Genomic DNA, 22,444 nt, shown 5'->3' with positions numbered 1-22,444 from the left:
ACTAGAGCGAGTTTTATAACTTTTGTCTCATTTCTTAGATTATTTCATATGAAAAACTGATTTTCTATGAAAAGATGAACTTGAGATTCATAGCTAGTCTAAAATCTTACTCAACCTCTTTCTTTTTCAAGAGGAGGAAGCCTCCGCTAACGGCTAGCAAGAAGCTTGAAAGAACAAAGTGTCCGGTTGAGTGATCTCCAGTTTGTGGCAATTGCGCCTTGTCTGGATTTTCTTGGAAGCTTTGTCCTACTTGGTAGCTAAGTGGATGAACGACACCAGATTCTTTTTCAACTTTAGGAGAAGCTGGTAAAGTAGTCTGAGACTGCTCTACTTTTTTCTGCTCTGCTTGATTGTAGATTGGGACTACCACCCGATCTGGTTCTTTGGCTGGTACGTAATCCATCAAGCTTGCCAACTTGCTGCCGAAGATCGCGTTGGTTACCCAGCGGAAGAAGTGGACTGGGTGTTGGCGATTGGTTGGATTTCCGGCATAGACAAAGAGTGGTTGGCCAAGAAGTTCTCCAGAGATGGCCATGACCTTATTGGCTAGGACTTCATTTTTTGGCCACCAGCCTGCAATGTAGTAGTCACTTGAAGCGATACTCATCAAGGTCTTAAAGTTGCTTGGAACCTTTTCAATCCAGTTTCCTGAGTTGGAGTAGAAGAGAGCGTTCTTCTTGTAGCCACTGGTCAGTGGGTCTTGGTCATCGATGATGGCTTTCATCAAGCCCTCGTAGTCACTGCCACCTTTAAGTTTTTCAGCGTCAAAACCTGAAAGAACTCCCAATTTTTCCAGTTTCTGCATGGCTTCCCCGCCGATGACGAGAGTTGGTTTCTTGCCGAAGATGGAGGCATCAAAGCGATTATTTTCAAGCACAATGACATCTGCTTCGTCAGGAGTATCGACGATTTGGAAACCTAATTTTTCAAGGACCAAACTAGTATGAGCAGGCGCATCTACGCCGGTCCAATCGTAGTGATAGTTTGGAGAATAGATCTTCAATGGTTTCAAGGTTGGACCGTTTGGAACCTTGTAGAGGGCTTCGCCGTAGATGGCATAGTTTGGTAGGAGCGATGCAAAAGTATCGCGGTCAACGATGTAGCCATCATCTGTTAGGTAGACAGATTTACCTTGGGAAATCGCCTTGTTTACTGCTTGAACGGCACTGGCTGAGGTATTGGCAATGACGTAGTAAGGCGCTTTAGGATCGATCTCAGAGGTTCTAGTCGCGCGAGTGGTGGTGACTTCTCCAAGTTTTCCAGCAAAGAGACCGTCTTTGAACACAGGTTCTGCCTTGAAGCCTTTCATATCAGGGAAGTTAACGAGAAGTTCCGCATACATGGCTGCCCAGGCGGATTCGTTAGACCCTTTATAGAGGATATGGTTGGCATAGCCCCGTTTAGCTTGAGCCATGTCAATGACTAGGTCTCCTTTTTTGTAGGTACCTGTATCTTCTTTGAGTTCTTTGACGAGGACACCATTGCGTTTGAAGTAGTCAATCATATTGAAGGCTTCTTGGGCGTCATTGTCCTTGTCGAGGCCCATTGGGATAACATAGTAGTCAGGGAAGAATTTCGGACGACCATTCTTCACACGACCGACAACTTCACCAGTTGGTCCAACTAGTTCGTTCTCTGCTTTTGGATCTTCAATCTTGTTGAGACCACGTAGGTAGAAGTTGAGGCGCATCTCAAGAAGCTTGTCGGGATCTTGGCTGAGGAAGTCAATTCCTCCGAGGACAGCATTACGACCAGCATAATAGGATTCTTGGTTGGATTCTGGAATTTCGATGGTATGGCCCAAGATGCCGTGGTAAACGGCATAGACACCTGTATAACCAGAGAAGGAATCATCCCAGCCATCTCCCCAATCCAGTTTTGGAATGATGTAGCTGTCGTATTTGGAATTGGCAACCCCTGCGCGCCCCATATGACGGGCATTTTCCAGCATGAGATTGGACATGAGGTCGTATTCAAAGTTCGGATCATGTGGAGGTGTTGCAGGCTCGATCAAGAATTCTTTGACAAATCCATGGATATCATAGAGAGCGATCGGATTCCATTTGTTGATCATTTGGATGACGGTGCGCACTTCTGGGTTGGTTTGGTAACTAGCATCCCGGTTTGGATCTAGTCCGTTGGCCAAGGCACGCAGGTTGAGAGCGTCCCCGTCAGGGTTTTCCGTGAAGTCAAACAAGAAGATAAATTTGTTTAAAAGAGTTGGGATGTCCAGAGTCACATTCTTGACGTTACCAGCTTCGTCTGTCGTTTTAAAAGTGACTTGATTTTCTGTAGCGAAGGTACGGAAGAGACCGGTGATGATGTCAATCCCAGGTTGTTCATCCGCATGCGTATTATGAACCAGGACAGGTAGTTTGTAATCCAAGGTCTTGTCCTTCAGAGCTGCCAACATCTCGCTTGGTTTGGTGAGGGCTTTTGGATTGGTAGATGAGAGGTAGTGGTCAATACTTGCTTGGTCCTTACTTATAATTCCCATCTTCATATCCCGTCCCTGGGCGCTCTTACCAAGAGTTTCAAGCTGAACTAGACGGTCCGTTTTGGCTTCTGCCTTTGTCTGCTCAATGGAAGCTAGCATTTCCTCGTGGGTATGGAAATCTTTATATGGACGGAAGGTTAGATTCTTGCGAATAGTCAGCCCAAGATCTGAACTAGTTCCGACTAAAGTATGCTCGCCAATATAGTTCCGATAGGTCCGACGGATATTATTAGGGCTCCGAAGGCTTAAATCTTCGCCAAAGAGTTCCTTGACCGTAAAGGTCAGATCCAAATCGTTTCCGTTTTTGTTCTCTTCAACTGTGATGAAGGGATCTTTGGACAGAGTTCCTGTCTCCATGTCCCAAGTTTTCCACTCTTCCAGTGGTTTGTCGTCCAAAGTCCAGCTAATCTTGCCAGCAGCCTGAGCTTGATCCTTAACGGTATCCGTCAGCGTTCCTTTTTCAGACATGTAAACAGGACTGTCACTAAGGCTGATAGCTGGCTCTGCGTTTGCTGCTCGCTCTGTTCCTGTGTTTTCTGGCTTAGCACTAGGGCTAGTAGTGTCTGAAGCGGTAGGAGAGGCTTCAACTGGGCTAGAAGGATTAGTTGGAGCAGTCTCTGCAGGACTTGCAGTCGCTTCTGTTGCAGGAGCCGGACTGTTAGCCTCTGTGCTTGTTGCCGGGCTAGCGTTTGTTCCCTGTGGCTTGAGGACGTTTTCGACAGGTGCGGCAGGACTAGCTGTCTCAACAGTGTCCGCAGCAACTTGGCCTTGTGCGAGGAAGGCTAAAAGGACAGCGGTAGAGAGACTGAGTGCGTTTGTGTACAAACGCTTCTTATAAGAAGAATGCATAAAGAGACCTCCTTTGTTCTTTGCATGTATGCACCTCTATCATAACACTTTATGACAGCGCTTTCAATATATATGGAAGTTTTTCTCTTGAAATTCGTTACAGATTGATGGCAAAGAAAAGAGCTGGGAAAATCTTCCCAGTCTCTAAAGAAGGGTTTATGCTTGAAGTTCCTTCTGGTAGGTTTGATAGAATTCCACCTTAATGGAGATGAAGGTTTCAAGATCACGGAGGAGTTGCAGAAGGGTCGCTCGGGTTTCAAATTCTTGACGTGATCGAGGAAGAGGTCGTTCACGAAAGACTGCTAGATAGCGATTGATTTCATCAAGAAGGAATTGAGCTGGATTTTCCTGACTGAGTTGGCTGGCTGTTTTAGCAAAGAGTTGAGCCAAAATAAGACTCTCGCTCGCGGCTAATTGGCAGTTGTTTACGTTGTTGGCCATGTCTCGCAGGATATTATTTTGGCGCTTGCGCATTTCAAAATAGTGGATATGGTAGTTGGTCTGATGGAAGAGGTGGTTGGAATGGTCTAGATATACCAAATCGAGAGCCTCTTTTAAGATAGAATCTAGCTCACGAATCAAGCTGGCATCGTTGCTTCCATCTCCTTTTCCTAAAAATTCTGCAAACCGATAGAGAATCTTCTTGAGTTGTTCCTCAACAATCTCGTGATAGCGATCAATTTCTTCTTGTCGAGAAGGCATATAGAGATTGGCAAGGAGAGCAAAGCTGGTTCCAATTAGGAAAATAGCCACTTCATTTCCTAATAGGGCTAGAGAAGTGGATTTTTCTAGCAGGAGATGGGTAACCAGGACAGAACTTGGTGTGATGCCAATTTCCCAGCCTTGTAGAAAAGTAAGTGGGACATAGGTAGCTAGATAAAAACCAAGAGCCCAGAGATTGTAGCCGAGAATCTGAAAGGCTAAGCTTCCAAGGAACAGGGCTAGAAGCATGGACATAAAGCGGTTGTAGGCCAATCTAGCTGTACTGCGACGGGTATCGGTAATGCTGAGGATGGCAATAATCCCCGCAGAGGTGGCGTAGGCCAGACCTAAAAACTCTGCAAGCAAGATGGCCAAACAGGTGGCGAGGACCATCTTGATGGTTCGGTGAATAAGTGGCATAATGCTGATTCTTTCCTTTTTCTAAACTAGTTTTATTATACCACAAGCAAAGTGGGCTACTTCAAATGTTTCACCTGATATGGCAATTGTGTTATACTAGTTTCATGGAAAAAAACGATATTGTTTACGGCGTTCATGCCGTCACAGAAGCACTGATCGCAAATACAGGAAATAAATTGTATATCCAGGACGATTTGCGTGGAAAGAATGTAGAAAAAATCAAGGATCTGGCTGCAGATAAGAAGGTGTCCATTTCTTGGACTCCTAAGAAGACCTTACAAGAAATGACAGAAGGGGCTGTCCACCAAGGTTTTGTCTTGCGAGTTTCAGAATTTGCCTATACGGACTTGAATGAGATCTTGGCCCAAGTAGCTGATCAAGACAATCCCTTGCTCTTGATTTTGGATGGCTTGACCGATCCGCATAACTTAGGATCCATTCTCCGAACAGCCGACGCTACCCAGGTGGCTGGAGTCATCATTCCCAAGCACCGTGCTGTTGGGGTGACACCTGTTGTTGCCAAGACCTCAACTGGAGCAGTAGAGCATGTCCCTATTGCTCGAGTGACCAACCTTAGCCAAAACTTGGATAAGCTCAAAGAAGCAGGTTTTTGGATCTTTGGGACCGATATGAATGGAACGCCTTCTCACAAATGGAATACCAGTGGGAAGTTGGCCCTCATCATTGGAAACGAAGGCAAGGGCATTTCGTCCAATATTAAAAAGCAAGTGGATGAAATGATTACGATTCCGATGCAGGGCCATGTCCAAAGTCTGAATGCTAGTGTCGCAGCAGCGATCCTTATGTATGAGGTCTTTCGCAACAAACTATAGTAGAGGAAAATCGTAGTAAGGAGGCAACCGATGAAAGAAAAGATTTTGTTAGTGGACGGCTACAACATGATTGCCTTCTGGCAGGAGACCCGCCAACTCTTTAAGAAGAGTGAGCTGGATGCTGCACGAACGATCCTCCTAGAGAAGCTGAGCCACTATGCCAGCTTTGAAGGCATTCGCGTAATTTGTGTCTTTGATGCCCAATACATGCCAGGGATTCGCCAGACCTATGAAGAATTTCAGGTCCAAGTGGTCTTCACAGCGGAGGAGGAGACCGCCGATGACTACATTGAACGTCTGGCAGCAGAGCTCAATACACCCCTTCATCAAGTATCAGTCGCGACGAGTGACTTGAATGAGCAATGGACGGTCTTTGCTCAAGGAGCACTTCGTGTTTCGGCGCGGGAGCTGGAGAAGAGAGTTGCCGTTGTCAAGGCCGACTTGAACCAGGCGCGAGGAGCCGTCAACGATCAAAAACCACCGATACGGCCTTTTGACCAAGAGGGCCTACGTCAACTACAAAAAGAGATGGGAGCAAGTAAATGACCTTTAAAATTTTAACAGATTCAACTGCAGATTTAGATGAAAGATGGGCACAGGAGCATGATGTAGAGATCGTCGGTTTGTCAATCCAAATCGATGGGGCTCATTATGAGACAGTGGGTCCAGACAAACTCACCAGCCCCCAATTATTAGCAGAGATGCAAAAAGGTGCTAAACCAACGACCAGTCAGGTCAATGTTGGGCAATTCCAAGAGATTTTCAAAGGTTATGCTCAACGAAAGGAAAATCTCCTTTATATCGCCTTTTCTTCAGTCTTGTCAGGGACCTACCAGAGTGCGGTCATGGCAAGAGACTTGGTCCTTGAAGACTACCCAGAAGCTGTGATCGAAATCATCGATCCAAAGGCTGCGGGGATTGGAGAAGGGTACTTGTCTATGCTAGCAGTTGAGGCGCGTGATGCAGGTAAGAGTTTGGATCAAGTTAAGGAAGAACTGATGGAAGTGGCTCCTAAGTTGCGGACCTATTTCTTGGTGGATGATCTCTACCATCTGATGCGCGGGGGACGACTTTCTAAGAGTTCAGCTATCGTCGGAAGTTTGGTGAACATTAAGCCCCTTCTTTGGATTGATGAAGAAGGCAAGTTAGCCCCTATAGCCAAAATTCGTGGACGTAAAAAAGCCATGAGGGAAATGCTCTCACTTATCCAGGAAGATATCGGCCACAGTACAGCTTTGGTTTCTTACACGGATGATCTAGCAGGAGCAGAAGAACTCAAGGCACAATTGTTGGAGAATCCAGCTATCTCCCAAGTCTTGATTATGCCACTAGGTCCCGTCATTGCTGCCCACGTTGGTCCTAATTCTCTCATCGGCTTTGTCATAGGAAAAGAAAATCGCAAATAATTTTTCAAATCGGTTGACTTTTATTTGAAAAATTTGATACAATAGTAGGCGGTATTGTTTACCCCATTTGTAAGGCCCCGGAACCTTTCAAATAACTCGCGGACCGGAACATCCGCCCTGTAAACAAAAACGATATTCATAATAGGAGAAATCATGAACAAAACTACATTCATGGCTAAACCAGGCCAAGTAGAACGCAAATGGTACGTTGTTGACGCAACTGATGTACCTCTTGGACGCCTTTCAGCAGTTGTTGCTAGCGTGCTCCGCGGAAAAAACAAACCAACATTCACACCACACACTGATACAGGTGACTTCGTAATCGTTATCAATGCTGAAAAAGTTAAATTGACTGGTAAAAAAGCAACTGATAAGATCTACTACACTCACTCAAACCACCCAGGTGGATTGAAATCAATCTCTGCTGGTGAACTTCGTTCTAAAAATGCAGTTCGTTTAATCGAGAAATCAGTTAAAGGTATGCTTCCACACAATACTCTTGGCCGCGCTCAAGGTATGAAATTGAAAGTATTCGTTGGAGCTGAGCACACTCACGCTGCACAACAACCAGAAGTTCTTGATATTTCAGGACTTATCTAAGGAAAGGAACAATAAAGTATGTCACAAGCACAATATGCAGGTACTGGACGTCGTAAAAACGCTGTTGCACGCGTTCGCCTTGTTCCAGGAACTGGTAAAATCACTGTTAACAAAAAAGATGTTGAAGAGTACATCCCACACGCTGACCTTCGTCTTGTAATCAACCAACCATTCGCAGTTACTTCAACTGTAGGTTCATACGACGTTTTCGTTAACGTTGTAGGTGGTGGATACGCTGGTCAAGCAGGAGCTATCCGTCACGGTATCGCTCGTGCCCTTCTTCAAGTAGACCCAGACTTCCGCGATTCATTGAAACGCGCAGGACTTCTTACACGTGACTCACGTAAAGTTGAGCGTAAGAAACCAGGTCTTAAGAAAGCTCGTAAAGCATCACAATTCTCAAAACGTTAATCAAAACCTTATTATACCAGCGTTTACAGCCACTTTTTGGTGTCAGTTGGTGTTAATTATAGTGATAAGTCGTTTAAGAGACTTAAAGCATCGGCATCTTGCTGGTGCTTTTTTTCTGGCATCAATTCTAGATAATATTGTTGAGTTGTCAAGATTGAATTATGACCAAGACGACGGGAAATATAGTCTAAACTAATATCTTTAGAAAAAAGAAATGAAGCGTGAGTATCACGTAAGGCATGAAAAGTGGTTTTTGTCAGTTTTAATTTTTTGAGTAGGTTTTGAAGTTGAACTGCTTGACGGAATCCATTCCAATCAAAGATATAATCAGATTTTTTATCTGCTAGTGATACAAGTACAGAATGTACATCTTTGTTGATAGAAATATCTCGTTTGGAATGTTTAGTTTTTAGCTGAGTGTCCTCGCTAATAGGACTGATTGATCTACGGATATTGATACCAAATTCAAAGATATCTTCTTTTTCTAATCCAAGTAGTTCTCCACGTCTTGCCCCAGTTTCAAGAGCTAGTAGTACAAGTACATTAAACTCATCTTCTTCATGGTGGTCAAGACAATACTTACGAAGAGTTTTAAACTCTGTAACTGATAAAGGAATATTTCTCTTGGGTTGCTCTTTCCCTTTTGCTTTTAGGAGTGAACCAAAATCATTTGTGATAAGTCCTTTGGCGTAAGCATATTTTAAAGAACCTCTGATTTTTAAGACTAGCTCTTTTGTAGTCTTTTTAGAATGAGCTTCAGCATATTTATCGAGTTTTTTCTGCATGACCAAATCATCTAAGTGTTTTAGCTGCATTCCCTTGAATAACTCATCTACAATTACAAGGGTTCGTTTATAGTTTACAAAGGTTGCTTCACGAACATCATTTCTTTTAACCGTGTTTACCCAATTCCGATAGAAATCAGTAAATAGTGTGGAGCGTTCCGCAATGTTTTTTCCACGCCCTTTTTCAAGTTCCATTTCTAAAGCCCAAAGTTCAGCATCTTTTTTATTGCTGAAAGTTTTTGTTTCTCTTTTGTACTCTCCTTTGTGATATAGTGATACAGTTGCACGGAAAGAATGTCCACGTTTTGTTATTGTTGCCATTTTATCAGCCTTTCTATAAAAATGATTGATAAAATAGACTAGTCACATATAGGATATATGAAAAATCTAATTTCATCAATCATTATCCATCAATCGCAATGATTTTCAATGAATTTTAACAACTTAGACTTTAAGTATCGTTCTTGTTTCCCAACCATGAAACATTGGAAATCAGGGTGATTTCTGATGTACTTATCAAATGATTTGGGGTCGATACCGAGTAACTCGGAAGCTTGTTGACGTGTTAAAAGTAGCGGATATTGTGTCATAATCTTTCTCCAATGATATATGCTATAATGGAGTTATCAAAAGATATTCCATTATGTCTTTTGTGCATCCCTATCAGAATTGCTCACCAAAGTATCTTCTGATGGGGCCTTTTTGCTATTTTGAGGATTGTGTCTCCTAGAATCTAAAAATTTCGTAAAGAAATAAGTTCGTTCGATAATTAGTCCAAGTAGCAACGTATCATTATGCCTAGCGAAGTGTACTAAATCTTCAAACTCTGTAAAATTATTATCGGTAATGATATCGATAACAGTTTTTAAGTAGAGATTTGAGTTTTGCTCTATTAGGAATTTCTCAAGTTCAAATCCACATCCTGATTCAATATCTTCAATACTGTATAAAGCTTTATCAGGGTTCTCAGCATGTATAAAATAGTCATACATTCCTTTTGGAGACATGACAGGTTCAACATGTGCTGGTGTATTTAATTTCTCGGTAAGTAACTCAGATACTTGAGAATAGCTCTTAAGGGAGTCAAAGAATAGCGCACCGTGCTTGTGTGATTTTTTAAACTCGCCTGTTTCTTTGTTTATATCTTTGTCATGCCAAGGACTCAATACAAAAGGAATGTGTAATTCCTCAAGAATATCTAAATAGTTTTCGGGGCTACTGTCCTGATACAGTAAAAATGCCCATTTATTTGAACGTTTTTCTTTTGCCATATTATCTCTTTCTTGATTATTGATTATTGATTCATTGGGGGTCGTAGTAACCCCAATGAATTAAAAAATGAATTCTTGTCCTCAGCTCAAAGTAATATGATACTTACTCTCAGCTCAAGACAAGAATAATAACTATGGGGTTTTGTCCCAAAATCCAGCCTCTCCTGCCCGATGAGTAGCTTAATACCCATGAAACGCTTGAGAACTGGCAAGGGACGGGGTAGTATTTTTACAGCTACGTTTCCGCTCTCGCCTTTGGCTTTGCTCCACTACGCAGAAAAAATCTCCACCCCTCAAGCCCTTGCAAAACCTCATTTTCCTGACAATAGGTATGTGCCGACACTATACCGATGAGCAAGCAATTAGGAAGCATACTGTCGCCAAGACAAGCATAGCAGGAAAATCGCTACTCATACCTCGAGAAAAGCTCCTGAATTCGTAGATTCAAAATTTGCTGATTCTTAACTGGAATAGTCCGAAACATTCTCACAGGTTCGCCTTCTATTTGAAAATACCCATATCCTCTAGGCTTGACGATGACCTCGTCTTTTTCCATATCTGGGAAAAGTAACTGTCTGTTATTGCTTGCATTCAAAAAGCTAGTTGATAAACTGATGACACAATTAAAGTTATATCGTCCAGGCAAATCTACCATTAAGAACCGCTGACTGGATAAAATTATCCTGAAGCCTAGGCTTCTACCCATACTATTCATCATTAGCATTTTAGACAGTATTTCCTTGTGTTTCTTTTTATCAGTTTGTTCAAGATAAGCTAGGAATACTTGCCACTCATCGAATATTAAATAGACATTGTGAGTATTCATTTCTGACTTGTTTAGTCTTGCCTCAAAGCGTTGATAGACTGTTTCAAACAACTCAAGGCATTCAAAACGTCTAGCAACATGATTTCCCATCATTGAAAACATCTCTTCATCAGCCTTGAAATCCATAAAATAAGCCTCAGCAGTTCTATCATGAAATGAAATCAATCCGATTACCCTATGTAAAAACGTTGACTTGCCTGAGCCAGATGGCCCTGCAATCAGCCACGCAAAGTGTCGATTTATGTCAATAGAAACAGGCGCAGGACGTCCTCTGTTATTGACCTCAAAAACGTTGTGAATCATGTTTAGAAATCCTCCTCGAATCGTTGCTCTTTGGCTAATGTTTCTACAGCGGGTACTAGACGAATTTTAATCGCTAAAAATGGGTCTTTTTCTACTGTATTAACGATAGCGTCAACTTTTTTATTTGAGCGAATCGTAATTTCTTGTCGAAGATTCCTTTTGAAATCAGAAAGTGAATCATCGTTATCAATCCTCTTTTTTAGGTGAACGTAGTAAACACCTGCCTCTGTCTGACTATGCCACTCAATACCTTGGCTATATTCCTTAGTATTTAGTGGTAGATCATTGACATTTTCTGTTAACCAATGATAGATATTAGTAAATAATGGATTGGTTGGTTCTTGCTTACTCTTTCTATAGCTATTCCAAATATCAGTGAAAATTTCTCCATCAGTGAGAATAAATAGTAGAGCTAAAATTGCTAGTAAAATTGGAACAAACCAAATTAAAAATCTGATTAACAGAGCAATTAGAACTAATCCAGCTAGAGCAATGCTAAGCTGATAGTACCACTTTAAAGTGAGTATTTTTTTGATAAAAGATATAATATTTTGCATAGAGTGCCTTCTAATTTACAGAAATATCAGCAAGTCCAAGAACTAACGCTAGACCGACTGGTTGTTTGAACTTGTCAAAGATAAAGGCAATTTCATAATTACTGAAAGAAATTTCAGTACCGACTAATGTTGACAAGCTTTCTTCTTGATAATTTTTCAATTTTACCTTGAAGGAAGGACAAAATTGTTCTTGTCCGATGCTTTTGAATTTTTCAAAAAGCTCAACATCAACACCAATCAGGTTTCCCCATGGGCGTTGTTTGTCGGTACCCTCGTTCATCAATCCTGTAGATGAATCTACAATTTTAATTGTAGTAGGGATGTTTGTTAAAGAAGCTAATTCTTCCGTGAGTTTTTTTGGACTCTCAAAAAGTCCTAATTGTAATGCCATAAGAAAGACCTCCTTTGGCTAAAACATCTACACAAGTAAATTACTTGTCCGTCTGCAGATATGAATGTATAACGGATACGATTGTCCGCTCGGTTTAATGTGTCATGAGCTGGACAAACTTAGATTGTTTTCATAATACATCTACTTTCGTTTTAGATTGAACATTTTGTTGAAATATTCTATACTTATATTCAAACATGAAAAGAAACTAATGTAACGACACTTTCTATTAAAAAAATGTCATTGACAAGGGGAAATTATGATTGAGTATGAAACGTTAGTAATTGAATCATTTAAAGATGAGGTTGTTAATCAATATATAAAAGAGAATTTTGTTGAAATTCTTAATAAACAATTCAACAAAGATAATCTGAATCCTGAAGATTTTATTGGAAAATATTTTAATTATGATGATTTTAACGTAAAAAAACTAGAGAGATGGAAAAAAGGAGAAACTAAGAAACTTAAAGAGAGATTTATTAAAGATTTTCGTGAAATGCCAGAATTGGAAAATATGTTTTTATCAGACTTTTATCGTAATTTTTACAATAAGCAGGTTTCCAAACAAGAGAGGCATTTTCAGTTGAAAATGGGTCAACATTTATCGGCACTTGGCTTATTGACTATTGTTTCAAATGCTGTTGATGATTTATATCTTCAACAAAAATATAAAAGTAATAGTATAAGAGATAAAATTGAGATATTAAAAATAGCATTGGATGATGCTTATAGGGATTATTGCGACATTATAGAATAATTTCCATTTATTCAGGATGAAAGCCACTTCTAGAAATAGAGTGGCTTTTTGCTATGTGTTATTGTATGGGATGTTAGTCCAAACCTTAATTGTACAAAGAACAATCGTTATTGTTTTACTGAAAGCAACAAGGCAACCTGATTTTCTCAGATTGCCTTGTTAATTAAGTGTTTTAGTCAGCTATTCTTATAACTGTGCCGTCAAAATCAGCTTCTACATTCAGAAACATATTTTTGTAGGAGTTACCCCATTGTGATTCGACAGTATCTTCTTCTACTTTACGATATCTATCAAGATAAATGTAATCGGTAAAATCGTTATAGTAGGTTTCAAAATACTCATAGGTATTCCCATTGTATTCTAATGTGTTCTTAAAATCTTTTCTTGTTAATTCTTCTAGTATGTGGTTGCCGTTTTTGTCATCCAAAGTAATAGATCCTTTGTACTTAAAATCCACATTGTGTAGAGTTACTATTTCTCCTTCTTTATAAGTATGATTTTTTGAAAAGAAACCACTATTACTTAATAAAATAAATATTAGCAGTATAGTAGCAACTAAGCCTCCTAATATAATCCAGATTGAGGATAGTTTTTTTTCTCTAATAATTATCATGCTCACAGTATTTTGCTTTACTCCTTATTTTTATTTATTTCTATTAGATATCTTATCAAATAAAAACCTAAAATGGCGATTGCTGCAAGTCCAATTAACCATAAGGCGATTGTAAGCAATCCTGATAATAACGAGATAATACCGCCTATAATGGAGTCTCTAAATAAATAAATTATTACTATTGGGACTAAAATTGCGACACACCCACACCCAGCACATCCTGGCTCGTCTGTAACTTCTTGAATATGTAATGCCATCTAAATTAAACCTCCTCATTTTATATCTTACCATAAGATTATTTTATTGTAAATATAAAACGAAATATATATACAATATTGCATATATCTTTTTACCAGCTATTTATACAATAGTTAAAAAAGAGTAAAAGGGGATTTTTAGTGTCTGTAAAAAAATTATCTATCGGTTCTCAAATTAAGAGTTATCGTATAAAATTGAAACTTACGCAACAAGAACTTGCTGAGCGAAGCGAACTAAGTCTTCCCTTTATGAACCTTGTTGAAAATGATAAGAGAAATTTATCTGTTGAAACTTTACTAAAAATACTTGACGGCTTAGAAATTTCTCCTTCAGAGTTCTTCCTTCCTTTTTCTGAAGATATTAGTCCAGACTTATCAGAGTTAGTAGGTAAGCTACAGACAAATCAAAACTCAGACAAATATATAAATATATTTAATAACATTCTGGATATACCTAATTCAAACTGATGCAATTTTTAGTGAGAAAGAATAATTAGAAATTGATGTAGACTTAAGTATAAAATTTTCTCTGACTGAATGGATAATCTTTGATGAATGAAAAACTATCTCGAAATCGAGATAGCTGACTAGTCTATTTTACGGTGTTAATTGGTGTTAATTTTATCCAGAGTGGAGGATTTTAATCCATTTTCATGGAAATTTCAAATTCTAAAATGCTGATATAAAGGGATTTATTTGGATAGAGTATCCATAGTTTATAGTATAAAAATTCTCAAAACGTTAATCAATACGATTATATCAACGTTTACAGACATTCAAGAATTATTTCTTGGATGTCTTTTTTGTTTCAAAAAATCAAAGTTCACCCCAAAATTCACCCCATATTCACCCCATCAATTTTTTAAACTACGAAAAGCAATATCACCTACAGTCTGATTGACTTTATCTTTGATATTAACGTAAGTTTTTGTAATCTCTTTATCACTATGAGTAAGAGCTTCTGAGAAGGCTTCAAGAGAAACACCTGCTTGTTTAGCAAGAGTAGCACCAGTATGTCTTAGTTTGTGTGGTGATGCTGGTGCTAATTCGGGATGTCTTCGTCTGACTGATTTCATCTTGATAAAACTTAAAATTTTTCTAATTATAACGAAGCATAGTCAAAAAGCTATGACCTCTATATTCACAAAAAAATCCAGACCAATACTAGTCCAGATTTCTTGTCTATTAAACATTCTTTTCAAAGAATGGAAGAACGGCTGTAACGGCTTTGTCAACGCAATTATTTAACTGTGAGAATCCGACGCACATAAATTTTAAATGGCGTCTCAGTCACATTTAAATTTATGAGACGCTTAGACGTTAGGCTTTCAATTTGTCAAATTTTGCTTTGACATTTGCCTTGAATTCTTCAAGTTTAGCCTTGCGTTCGGCTTTACGTTCAGCCTTCATTTGTGCACGTGCCTGGTTGTAGAGGTCTTCTTGGACTTGCAGAGCTGCTTCGATTTCGGCTACGACGGTTGCTACATCCCAACGCACGATTTGGGTGTCGTACTTGGTGAAGTAAGCATCGATGACTGCTTCGTTGTTTTCTTGCACCAAGGCGACAACGGCTGTTTCGCCGTCGATCAATTTTTGAGACACAACGTCAATCAAGCCAGCTTCTGCCGTATCAACGGTATCACCAGCAGCCAAACCATAGAGGCTGCCAATACCATAACCAAACAAGACGCCGATAGGACCACCCAAAAGCCCGATAACTGCACCGAGCAAGCCACCTTCTAGGGTTGCATCCGTCGTTGAATCTTCAAAGTCATAGCGTTCTTTTTCAACGATGTGACCGTTTTCATTTTTGACCAAGGCGATTTGAGCAACCTTGGTCGTCTGAGTTTGGCGGAAAGCCTTCAAATCCGCAAAGGACTGATAAGCTTCGCTTTCAGTGTTAAAGACTGAAACTACTAGGTTTTCCATAGTTAGTACCTCTTTTCTAAATATATACGTTCATTATAATACAGTTTCAATCACTTTTCAATCATTTTAGTGCGACATTTTAATTGATATGTCGCGTTTATCAGCGTCAAAGAACAGTTTCAGGCAGCGGTATATCTTTGCCATATCCCAGCCCAGACACTCTGGCGACTCTGAGTGATTATCAAGAAAGGCGTCCAGCAACATCTTAAAGCCTCCCGTGCAAAAAGTAAATAAATAGTGTTTTTCCTGTATGCCTGTCACACGGCTAAAAGACCGCTTGACCAAATCTTCCAGAAAATTATAGCAGATATTATGTACCAGCTCTGTGTAGCGAGTCTGATGAGCGTGCCGAATCACATCGACACTTTTATAGAATCTGCCAACTGTTTCCTTATGGTCGAATCCTTGAAAGAAGTCGCTTTATTCGTCGGTCAAGACAATTAATTTGGCTGGTGCAACTGATTCGCCAAGCTATGAACAAGCAATTATTACCTTTTGAAAGCAAAAATGGCAATTATGAAGGTGAAGCTACTCAGGTCTTAGTTCTTCTATCCAATTACTATGCAGACAAAAAACTATTTGATGAAAATACAGATGAATATGGAAATATCTTGATTTTAAAGGATTCATCCATCATTTCTAAATTATCGGCTATCCCAGATTTATTAAAAAGGGGATCTAGTAGGTAACAATAATATCGAATATATCAAAGTACGCAATATTAGGATTTCTTCAGAGGTTGAGTTAGAGTCAGATGTTGATGGGGATAAGTCGGATAATCTGCCAATAGATATAAAAATACTAGAAAACAGGCTTGAAAAAGGCTCGTAAAGCTAGCCAGTTCTCTAAACGTTAATTCGTTGCTGGACAGCAGAATACAAACGAAAACACTTTGCATCTTGCAAGGTGTTTTTTTCTATGAGAACTGGCGGTGCGCAATTAGGATAGCTCTAGCGACTTTAGTCGCATAGAGATATGCTATGCACAGTTGCCTCAAGAAAACAATGCTTCTTGGTCCACCCTGTTAGACAAGCTTCAAAACCAAGGAATCCAACAGATTTCTCTTGTAGTTACAGATGGCTTTAAGGGGCTTGAGCAGATTATCAGTCAGGCTCACCCATTAGCTAAACAACAATGTTGCTTAATTCATATTAGTCGAAATCTAGCTAGTAAAGTGAAACGAGCAGATAGAGCGGTTATTCTGGGGCAATTTATAATGATTTATCGTGCTGAAAATTTAGAAATGGCAGGACAAGCTTTAGAGGACTTTCTCGCCGAATGGAAACCAAAGTATAGGAAAGTCATGGAAAGTCTGGAGAAGACGGATAATCTTTTAACTTTTTATCAGTTTCCCTACCAGATTTGGCACAGCATGTATTCGACAAACCTCATTGAGTCTCTTAACAAAGAAATCAAACATCAAACGAAAAAGAAGGTTCTTTTTCCTAATGAGGAGGCTCTGGAACGTTACTTAGTTACGTTGTTTGAAGATTATAATTTCAAGCAAAGTCAACGAATCCATAAAGGGTTTGGTCAATGTTCTGATACACTTGAAAGCTTATTTAATTAACACTCCGTAACTCTACTTAAGTGTTTACACATAATTATTGACAGTATCAAAAAATAAAGTATATTGTTTTCATCATAATATAATTAAATATCAGTATAGAGAATTTTATCTATATATCAGATATCAGCAATTGCTTTTGCTGTCATTTTTCGCTACAATAGTTACAAGGAGGAAATAAACATGTTAAAAGAAGTATTAAACGTCGCAAAAGTTGCGAAAAAATCATCTCTCTTCTTAGGAGGGGTAGCATTTGGGACGCTTGGCTTGAAAGTCTTAGCAAGTAAAGAAGCTAAGAAAGGCTATTCTAAGGCCTTGGCTAAAGCTTACAAATTGAAAGATGGACTGGATGCATCTGTTTCTGTTGTAAAACAACACGGTGATGATGTTTTACAAGACGCTAAATATTTATACGAACAGGAAAAGAAAGAAGAACAATTAGATAGCCTGACAGGTGAATAATATGTCTTTTAAAGTGCTACACAGAGGATATCAACATATCCGATTATCGTCCTCGTTTTCACTGACCTTGGATATTCAAGATTATCTTCGTTCCTTGGCTAAAGATGAAAAAGGGATCGACTCTATTCAGTTTTATATGGATCAGCAGCACTTTACTCTACGTATGAAAGAAGGCTTCTCTGTATTAGAAAATGCAGAGGCCTTTTTAAAAAAAATTGACAAGGGGAAAGTTTCGGACTTGATGACTCTTCCCATTCGTAGAGAAGAGAGTGCTTATTCAATTGTATCGGGTGCAGCGATTAAGCGTTTGCTGTTTCGAAGTTTTGTACCCTACCCTATTCGTTATATTTGGACTTGTTATCAGGCTTTGGGTTATGTCAAAGAAGCCTATCAAACTTTAGCGCGCAAGGAACTAACCATGGAGGTCTTGGACTGTTCGGCCATTTTGTTGTCCTTGTTTATGAACCAATCCAAGACAGCTAGCAACATCATGTTTATGCTTGATTTGGGTAATCATCTGGATCAGTGGTCTTTAAAAAAAACAGCAACAGATTTGGAACAAAGCCTTCTTGCTAAAGAAAGTGATGTTTTCTTAGTGCGGGGAGACATGGTCATCAGCATCAAGAGTTCTGATGTTCAAGTAGGTGATGTATTAGTTGTCTCCCAAGGGAATGAAATCTTGTTTGACGGCCAAGTGGTTTCAGGATTAGGCATGGTCAATGAGAGTTCCTTGACTGGAGAGAGCTTCCCTGTTGAAAAGAAAGAGGGAGATTCTGTATGTGCGAATACTGTTTTGGAAACAGGAGAGTTAAGAATTCGTGTGACTGATAATCAGATAAACAGTCGTATTTTGCAACTCATCAATCTGATGAAAAAATCTGAAGAGAGTAAGAAGACAAAACAACGTCATTTTATTAGGATGGCAGACAAGGTTGTAAAATATAACTTCTTAGGTGCTGGTTTGACTTATCTGTTAACAGGTTCGTTTTCAAAAGCCATTTCCTTTTTATTGGTGGATTTTTCATGTGCTCTAAAAATATCCACACCTGTAGCCTACCTTACGGCCATAAAGGAAGGTCTAAATCGAGAAATGGTTATTAAAGATGGTGATGTATTAGAAAAATATCTGGAAGTGGATACTTTCTTGTTTGATAAAACGGGTACCATCACGACGAGTTATCCTTTGGTTGAAAAGGTTCTTCCTTTCGGAGATTATACTGAGAAAGATATTTTAAGAATAAGTGCATGTTTGGAGGAACATATCTATCATCCTATTGCCAATGCAATTGTTAAACAAGCTGAAATTGAAGGCATTGAACACGAAGAAATGCATGGCAAGCTTCAGTATGTTGCAAGCAAAGGGATTAAATCGCAAATTGATGGTCAATCGGTTGTCATTGGAAATTATGTACTAATGCAAGACGAACAGGTAAGAATTAGTTCTGAGCAGCTGGCCTTGATTGAGCAATATAAGACTCATTACAATTTATTGTTTTTGGCTTATAAGAAAGAATTAATTGGGATGTTTTGTATCCACACTCCCTTGAGAAGCGAGGCGAAAGTTGCATTGAAAAAGCTAAAGCGCCAAGGGAAAAAACTGATTCTGGCAACTGGTGATACGTTGGCTAGAACAGAAGAGTTGGTTAAAGATCTGCCATTTGACAACGTTTATACTGATTTAAAACCAGATGGTAAGTTTCAGTTGGTTCAGGAATTACAGAAAGCTGGCCGAACTATTTTGATGGTTGGAGACGGGTTAAACGACTCTGCTGCCTTGACGCTTGCAGATATTGGGGTTGTGATGAATGAAAGTGCTGATATTTCTAAGCAGATGAGTGATATTTTATTATTAGATAATCGTTTAGATTTCTTCGAGGAATTGAATTCTTTATCTGAATCGTTGCAGAAATTAATTCAAAGAAATATTCAAGAAACAGTTGTAATAAATGGAAGTTTAATTGGATTTGGGTTGTTAAATTGGTTAAGCCCATCTAATCTTTCGATATTGCACAATCTGACTACTTTAAGAATCGTCCTTCGTAGTCTTTCTATTAAAAGTAGGTAAGAGACCGAGAAGCTGAGGTTATAAAAACTAAAAGGAGTTGTCTCATTTGAGAATAACGGTTCTTTGTCAACTGTAGTGGGTTGGTGGAAAATTATACCCTGGAGAGGACCAAATTGGTTCTCTCCTTTTAAATATTGAAAAAACCATTGGCAGTGGACATACTTTAAGACTATATATTTCTGAAACTAGTTTCACAATACAAATATTGACATGCAATTATTAATTGGTGGATTTTAAGTTGACATCTACAAAGGTTAATGTTAGAATACATTCAAAAATATATTTGAATGAGGTGTTTTATGATTCAAAATATTGTTACTTCAATAATCCTGTATTCTGGGACAGCCGTAGACTTACTTATTATCCTAATGTTATTTTTTGCCAAAAGAAAAAGCAGAAAGGACATCATTAACATCTATTTAGGACAATTTCTAGGCTCTGTTAGTCTAATATTCCTAAGTTTGCTTTTTGCATTTGTCTTAAATTATATTCCTAGTAAAGAGATTTTAGGTTTACTCGGTTTGATTCCAATTTTCCTAGGCCTCAAAGTTTTGCTTTTAGGAGATTCTGATGGAGAAGCTATTGCAAAAGATGGTTTGCGAAAAGACAATAAAAACCTGATTTTTCTAGTCGCTATGATTACTTTTGCAAGTTGTGGCGCTGACAATATTGGTGTCTTTGTCCCATATTTTACCACCTTAAATTTAGCGAATTTGATAGTGACTTTACTTACTTTTCTAGTCATGATTTATCTCTTGGTTTTTTCTGCCCAAAAATTAGCACAAGTCCCTTCTGTTGGAGAAACTTTGGAAAAATATAGCAGATGGTTTATTGCCGTTGTCTATTTAGGATTGGGGATGTATATCCTGATTGAAAACAACAGCTTTGACATGCTATGGGCTGTGTTAGGCTAGGAGAAAAAATTATGAAAAAAGATAGTATCTGTCAAGTGGATGTTATAAATCAACAAAATGTTACAACCGCAACGAACTACCTTGAAAAGGAAAAAGTCCAAAAATCACTTCGCATTTTATCAAAATTTACCGATAATAAACAGATAAATATCATCTTTTATCTCCTTGCCGTCGAAGAACTCTGTGTCTGCGATATAGCCTGTTTATTAAATCTCAGTATGGCATCTGCCTCCCACCATCTTCGTAAACTAGCCAATCAAAACATCTTGGACACTAGAAGAGAGGGGAAAATTATATATTATTTTATAAAAGATGAGGAAATCAGAGATTTTTTTAATCAACTAGGATAACAACTATTTTTACTACTTTTCCATGATTATAGGGAGATTATATATGAAATTTTTTGATGAAAATTACTCACAAGAAATACCTACTCGTATTAAATGTTTAAGAAAAAAGTATAATTTAAAGCAAAGCGACCTAGGTAATGCAGGTCAAGTTAGGCAAATTGAAAAGGGAGAAATTTGAAAGAATTTGTATCTTTTATTTTTTGTTTCATTTATGCCCTATGCTACTGGAATAGTTAGTAGTCATTTCATGAATCATACGGCACAGCTCTTTTATGGACTGATCGTTATTGTTTCAACGGTAGCAAACTGTTTTTTACATAAAGTAATTGATAAACCCAATATAGATCAGAAAGAATTACTTGAAGCTACCGCACAATATAGGAAGTTATTGATACCTGACCTAATAATTAAAGGAGTGGGATTGATTCTATCCTTAATTGTCTATCCTCTGATTATGATGTATAGTGTTTTAATTGCGGCATTTTACATCATAACTTTAAAAACACTATCCGAAAAAAGAGTGAATAACTAAAAAACGGTGACCAAAGTTAGGTGTATTATTTTAATGCTTAGAGACCTAAACTATTTCCCCGTTTAAAAAATATTGATTCAAATTTTATGAAATCAATTAGTAGATATCGTTCTGAAAAGCCCTGATATTACGCTATTTTTAGTCCATCTGAAATCCATACTTTCCAAACCAGGCTTGAAAAAAGCTCGTAAAGCATCACAATTTAGTAAACGTTAAAACTTATTTAAACTTATTGAAAGCATTTCGTATCAAAAATACGGGATGCTTTTTCTGTTCACCCCAAATTTTTGTAACTAGGTGATACTTGAAATTAATACAAATTTGGTTGTTTTTGATAAATCTAAGCAACACTAAATGATGAAGTGAAAGGGGATGAATCTTTGATAGTATTCATTTATTGTGAAATATGATATATTTATTAATTAGATGGATGAATACTTCTAGAGTTAAATATAGCATAATAGGGACAGACTTTTTGGTTTATTTTTGTTTGTAGTCGGATTATGAAAGAATATCCAATATTATGCGATAAGATAGAATGTTACAAAAAAGAAAGGGGATGCAATCCGATGAAGAAAGACAGATTAATTGTATTGACAGATGCTGTTCTAGCAATTATTATGACCATCTTGATTTTAGAGTTAGAAAAACCAACAACACCAAGTCTTGAAGCTTTTTGGGATTTACGGCAAAATTTCTTTGCTTGTTTTCTTTCCTTTTTCTGGTTGGGATCGTTATGGATGGCACTAAACACATTATGGGAAAAGGTTGAGAAAATTTCCTCAGAAATTATTTGGTGGAATTTGTTTCTACTCTTGGAGCGGCAGGAGTTCTCTTTGGAGAATTTCATGCCATCCAAGATACCAGTCTGAATGATGTGGTGGACCGGATCTATATAAATGTCAAGGATTTACCGTTTCAGTCCTTGGGAGCTTTAGCTAATATCCTGTCTGATGTTAAGAAGGGACTGATTCAAGACAGTCATATCTGGTCTTTCTTCCAGTCATTTTTCAAACAATATCAGTTGATAATCAGCTTAAATCAGATCTATCAGTTTGTCTATCTTTCTCTGATGGAGATCATGTCCTATCTTCACTTTGATTATTGGAAAAAACGGCTCGGTCAGGAGCTAGTATGAATAAGGAGA

The 22,444-nt window shown here is 38.5% G+C and carries 27 protein-coding genes and 4 pseudogenes; 19 read left to right on the top strand and 12 right to left on the bottom strand.

Going from position 1 to position 22,444, the window contains the following annotated elements; genetic code table 11:
* Positions 1–106 precede the first annotated feature (106 nt).
* Positions 107–3,346: an LPXTG-anchored zinc carboxypeptidase gene (locus QM873_RS01295; RefSeq protein WP_287516375.1), complete on the bottom strand. Its 3,240-nt coding sequence runs from the start codon at positions 3,344–3,346 to the stop codon at positions 107–109.
* Positions 3,347–3,502: 156 nt separating this feature from the next.
* Positions 3,503–4,468 carry an aromatic acid exporter family protein gene (locus QM873_RS01290; protein WP_414278663.1) on the bottom strand — a complete coding sequence of 322 codons (966 nt, stop codon included), beginning with the start codon at positions 4,466–4,468 and terminating at the stop codon, positions 3,503–3,505.
* Positions 4,469–4,572: 104 nt separating this feature from the next.
* Here QM873_RS01290 and rlmB point away from each other — a divergent pair, with 104 nt between their 5' ends.
* The 5 genes from rlmB to rpsI all read left to right on the top strand — a co-directional run bounded on the left by rlmB (position 4,573) and on the right by rpsI (position 7,718).
* On the top strand, positions 4,573–5,301 hold the full coding sequence (gene rlmB, locus QM873_RS01285; protein WP_195214171.1) for a 23S rRNA (guanosine(2251)-2'-O)-methyltransferase RlmB: 729 nt from the start codon (positions 4,573–4,575) through the stop codon (positions 5,299–5,301).
* A gap of 30 nt (positions 5,302–5,331) precedes the next feature.
* Positions 5,332–5,847: an NYN domain-containing protein gene (locus tag QM873_RS01280; protein WP_006595602.1), complete on the top strand. Its 516-nt coding sequence runs from the start codon at positions 5,332–5,334 to the stop codon at positions 5,845–5,847.
* The gene (locus QM873_RS01275) at positions 5,844–6,707 is read left to right on the top strand and encodes a DegV family protein (protein ID WP_155125085.1); all 864 of its coding nucleotides are present in this window, start codon (positions 5,844–5,846) and stop codon (positions 6,705–6,707) included. The genes QM873_RS01280 and QM873_RS01275 overlap by 4 nt, the downstream gene beginning before the upstream one ends.
* 153 nt (positions 6,708–6,860) lie before the next feature.
* On the top strand, positions 6,861–7,307 hold the full coding sequence (gene rplM, locus QM873_RS01270; RefSeq protein ID WP_002876943.1) for a 50S ribosomal protein L13: 447 nt from the start codon (positions 6,861–6,863) through the stop codon (positions 7,305–7,307).
* A gap of 18 nt (positions 7,308–7,325) precedes the next feature.
* Positions 7,326–7,718: a 30S ribosomal protein S9 gene (gene rpsI / locus QM873_RS01265; RefSeq protein ID WP_000075969.1), complete on the top strand. Its 393-nt coding sequence runs from the start codon at positions 7,326–7,328 to the stop codon at positions 7,716–7,718.
* 56 nt (positions 7,719–7,774) lie between these two features.
* On the opposite strand, the gene QM873_RS01260 is transcribed toward rpsI, so the two are convergent.
* From QM873_RS01260 to QM873_RS01235, 6 genes are all read right to left on the bottom strand, one after another.
* Entirely contained in the window at positions 7,775–8,824 is a 1,050-nt protein-coding gene (locus tag QM873_RS01260; RefSeq protein ID WP_414278662.1) for a tyrosine-type recombinase/integrase, read from the bottom strand.
* 89 nt (positions 8,825–8,913) lie between these two features.
* Entirely contained in the window at positions 8,914–9,093 is a 180-nt protein-coding gene (locus QM873_RS01255; RefSeq protein WP_414278661.1) for a helix-turn-helix domain-containing protein, read from the bottom strand.
* A gap of 51 nt (positions 9,094–9,144) precedes the next feature.
* On the bottom strand, positions 9,145–9,774 hold the full coding sequence (locus tag QM873_RS01250; protein ID WP_414278660.1) for a replication protein: 630 nt from the start codon (positions 9,772–9,774) through the stop codon (positions 9,145–9,147).
* Between the two features lie 406 nt (positions 9,775–10,180).
* Positions 10,181–10,903: a hypothetical protein gene (locus tag QM873_RS01245; RefSeq protein ID WP_414278659.1), complete on the bottom strand. Its 723-nt coding sequence runs from the start codon at positions 10,901–10,903 to the stop codon at positions 10,181–10,183.
* Between the two features lie 2 nt (positions 10,904–10,905).
* Positions 10,906–11,460 carry a hypothetical protein gene (locus tag QM873_RS01240; RefSeq protein WP_414278658.1) on the bottom strand — a complete coding sequence of 185 codons (555 nt, stop codon included), beginning with the start codon at positions 11,458–11,460 and terminating at the stop codon, positions 10,906–10,908.
* Between the two features lie 10 nt (positions 11,461–11,470).
* Positions 11,471–11,851 carry a hypothetical protein gene (locus tag QM873_RS01235; protein WP_414278657.1) on the bottom strand — a complete coding sequence of 127 codons (381 nt, stop codon included), beginning with the start codon at positions 11,849–11,851 and terminating at the stop codon, positions 11,471–11,473.
* A 259-nt stretch (positions 11,852–12,110) separates the two neighbouring features.
* Here QM873_RS01235 and QM873_RS01230 point away from each other — a divergent pair, with 259 nt between their 5' ends.
* Entirely contained in the window at positions 12,111–12,608 is a 498-nt protein-coding gene (locus tag QM873_RS01230) for a hypothetical protein (RefSeq protein ID WP_006595613.1), read from the top strand.
* 172 nt (positions 12,609–12,780) lie between these two features.
* On the opposite strand, the gene QM873_RS01225 is transcribed toward QM873_RS01230, so the two are convergent.
* On the bottom strand, positions 12,781–13,227 hold the full coding sequence (locus QM873_RS01225) for a hypothetical protein (RefSeq protein ID WP_145958745.1): 447 nt from the start codon (positions 13,225–13,227) through the stop codon (positions 12,781–12,783).
* An 11-nt stretch (positions 13,228–13,238) separates the two neighbouring features.
* Positions 13,239–13,478: a hypothetical protein gene (locus tag QM873_RS01220; protein ID WP_414278656.1), complete on the bottom strand. Its 240-nt coding sequence runs from the start codon at positions 13,476–13,478 to the stop codon at positions 13,239–13,241.
* Positions 13,479–13,619: 141 nt separating this feature from the next.
* Here QM873_RS01220 and QM873_RS01215 point away from each other — a divergent pair, with 141 nt between their 5' ends.
* Positions 13,620–13,946 carry a helix-turn-helix domain-containing protein gene (locus QM873_RS01215; protein WP_040802962.1) on the top strand — a complete coding sequence of 109 codons (327 nt, stop codon included), beginning with the start codon at positions 13,620–13,622 and terminating at the stop codon, positions 13,944–13,946.
* A 386-nt stretch (positions 13,947–14,332) separates the two neighbouring features.
* Here the strand turns inward: QM873_RS01215 and QM873_RS01210 are convergent, their stop codons facing one another.
* Both QM873_RS01210 and QM873_RS01205 read right to left on the bottom strand, forming a co-directional pair.
* A complete protein-coding gene (locus tag QM873_RS01210) occupies positions 14,333–14,554 on the bottom strand; it encodes a tyrosine-type recombinase/integrase (protein WP_002893762.1) in 222 nt (73 codons plus the stop codon).
* A 244-nt stretch (positions 14,555–14,798) separates the two neighbouring features.
* Positions 14,799–15,407, bottom strand: coding sequence for a DUF1269 domain-containing protein (locus QM873_RS01205; RefSeq protein ID WP_002893760.1), 609 nt, complete (start codon positions 15,405–15,407; stop codon positions 14,799–14,801).
* A 350-nt stretch (positions 15,408–15,757) separates the two neighbouring features.
* Here QM873_RS01205 and QM873_RS01200 point away from each other — a divergent pair.
* The 12 genes and pseudogenes from QM873_RS01200 to QM873_RS01145 all read left to right on the top strand — a co-directional run.
* Positions 15,758–15,901: pseudogene (locus QM873_RS01200) on the top strand (IS982 family transposase); the annotation flags it as partial.
* A gap of 3 nt (positions 15,902–15,904) precedes the next feature.
* A pseudogene (locus QM873_RS01195) lies at positions 15,905–16,238 on the top strand (diacylglycerol/lipid kinase family protein); the annotation flags it as partial.
* A gap of 148 nt (positions 16,239–16,386) precedes the next feature.
* Positions 16,387–16,977 (top strand): annotated as a pseudogene (locus QM873_RS01190) (IS256 family transposase); the annotation flags it as partial.
* A gap of 180 nt (positions 16,978–17,157) precedes the next feature.
* A complete protein-coding gene (locus QM873_RS01185) occupies positions 17,158–17,436 on the top strand; it encodes a DUF6110 family protein (protein ID WP_002893755.1) in 279 nt (92 codons plus the stop codon).
* A 1-nt stretch (position 17,437) separates the two neighbouring features.
* Entirely contained in the window at positions 17,438–19,501 is a 2,064-nt protein-coding gene (locus QM873_RS01180; RefSeq protein ID WP_002893754.1) for a heavy metal translocating P-type ATPase, read from the top strand.
* 299 nt (positions 19,502–19,800) lie between these two features.
* Positions 19,801–20,415 (top strand): CadD family cadmium resistance transporter, encoded by a 615-nt coding sequence (locus QM873_RS01175; protein ID WP_002911684.1) that lies wholly within the window; start codon positions 19,801–19,803, stop codon positions 20,413–20,415.
* A gap of 11 nt (positions 20,416–20,426) precedes the next feature.
* Positions 20,427–20,765 (top strand): Cd(II)/Zn(II)-sensing metalloregulatory transcriptional regulator CadX, encoded by a 339-nt coding sequence (gene cadX / locus QM873_RS01170; protein ID WP_000711078.1) that lies wholly within the window; start codon positions 20,427–20,429, stop codon positions 20,763–20,765.
* A gap of 43 nt (positions 20,766–20,808) precedes the next feature.
* A complete protein-coding gene (locus tag QM873_RS01165; RefSeq protein ID WP_023024363.1) occupies positions 20,809–20,943 on the top strand; it encodes a hypothetical protein in 135 nt (44 codons plus the stop codon).
* Positions 20,944–21,012: 69 nt separating this feature from the next.
* Positions 21,013–21,297 carry a hypothetical protein gene (locus QM873_RS01160; protein ID WP_227197827.1) on the top strand — a complete coding sequence of 95 codons (285 nt, stop codon included), beginning with the start codon at positions 21,013–21,015 and terminating at the stop codon, positions 21,295–21,297.
* Positions 21,298–21,405: 108 nt separating this feature from the next.
* Positions 21,406–21,513, top strand: a pseudogene (locus QM873_RS01155) (30S ribosomal protein S9); the annotation flags it as partial.
* 353 nt (positions 21,514–21,866) lie between these two features.
* Positions 21,867–22,169: a TMEM175 family protein gene (locus QM873_RS01150; RefSeq protein WP_004240734.1), complete on the top strand. Its 303-nt coding sequence runs from the start codon at positions 21,867–21,869 to the stop codon at positions 22,167–22,169.
* Positions 22,094–22,435, top strand: coding sequence for a hypothetical protein (locus QM873_RS01145; RefSeq protein WP_000397556.1), 342 nt, complete (start codon positions 22,094–22,096; stop codon positions 22,433–22,435). The genes QM873_RS01150 and QM873_RS01145 overlap by 76 nt, the downstream gene beginning before the upstream one ends.
* The last annotated feature ends 9 nt before the right edge of the window (positions 22,436–22,444 follow it).

Origin of the sequence: Streptococcus australis, assembly GCF_047463015.1 — a bacterium.
GTDB lineage: Bacteria > Bacillota > Bacilli > Lactobacillales > Streptococcaceae > Streptococcus > Streptococcus australis_F.
This window is presented reverse-complemented; position numbering and strand designations above follow the sequence as displayed.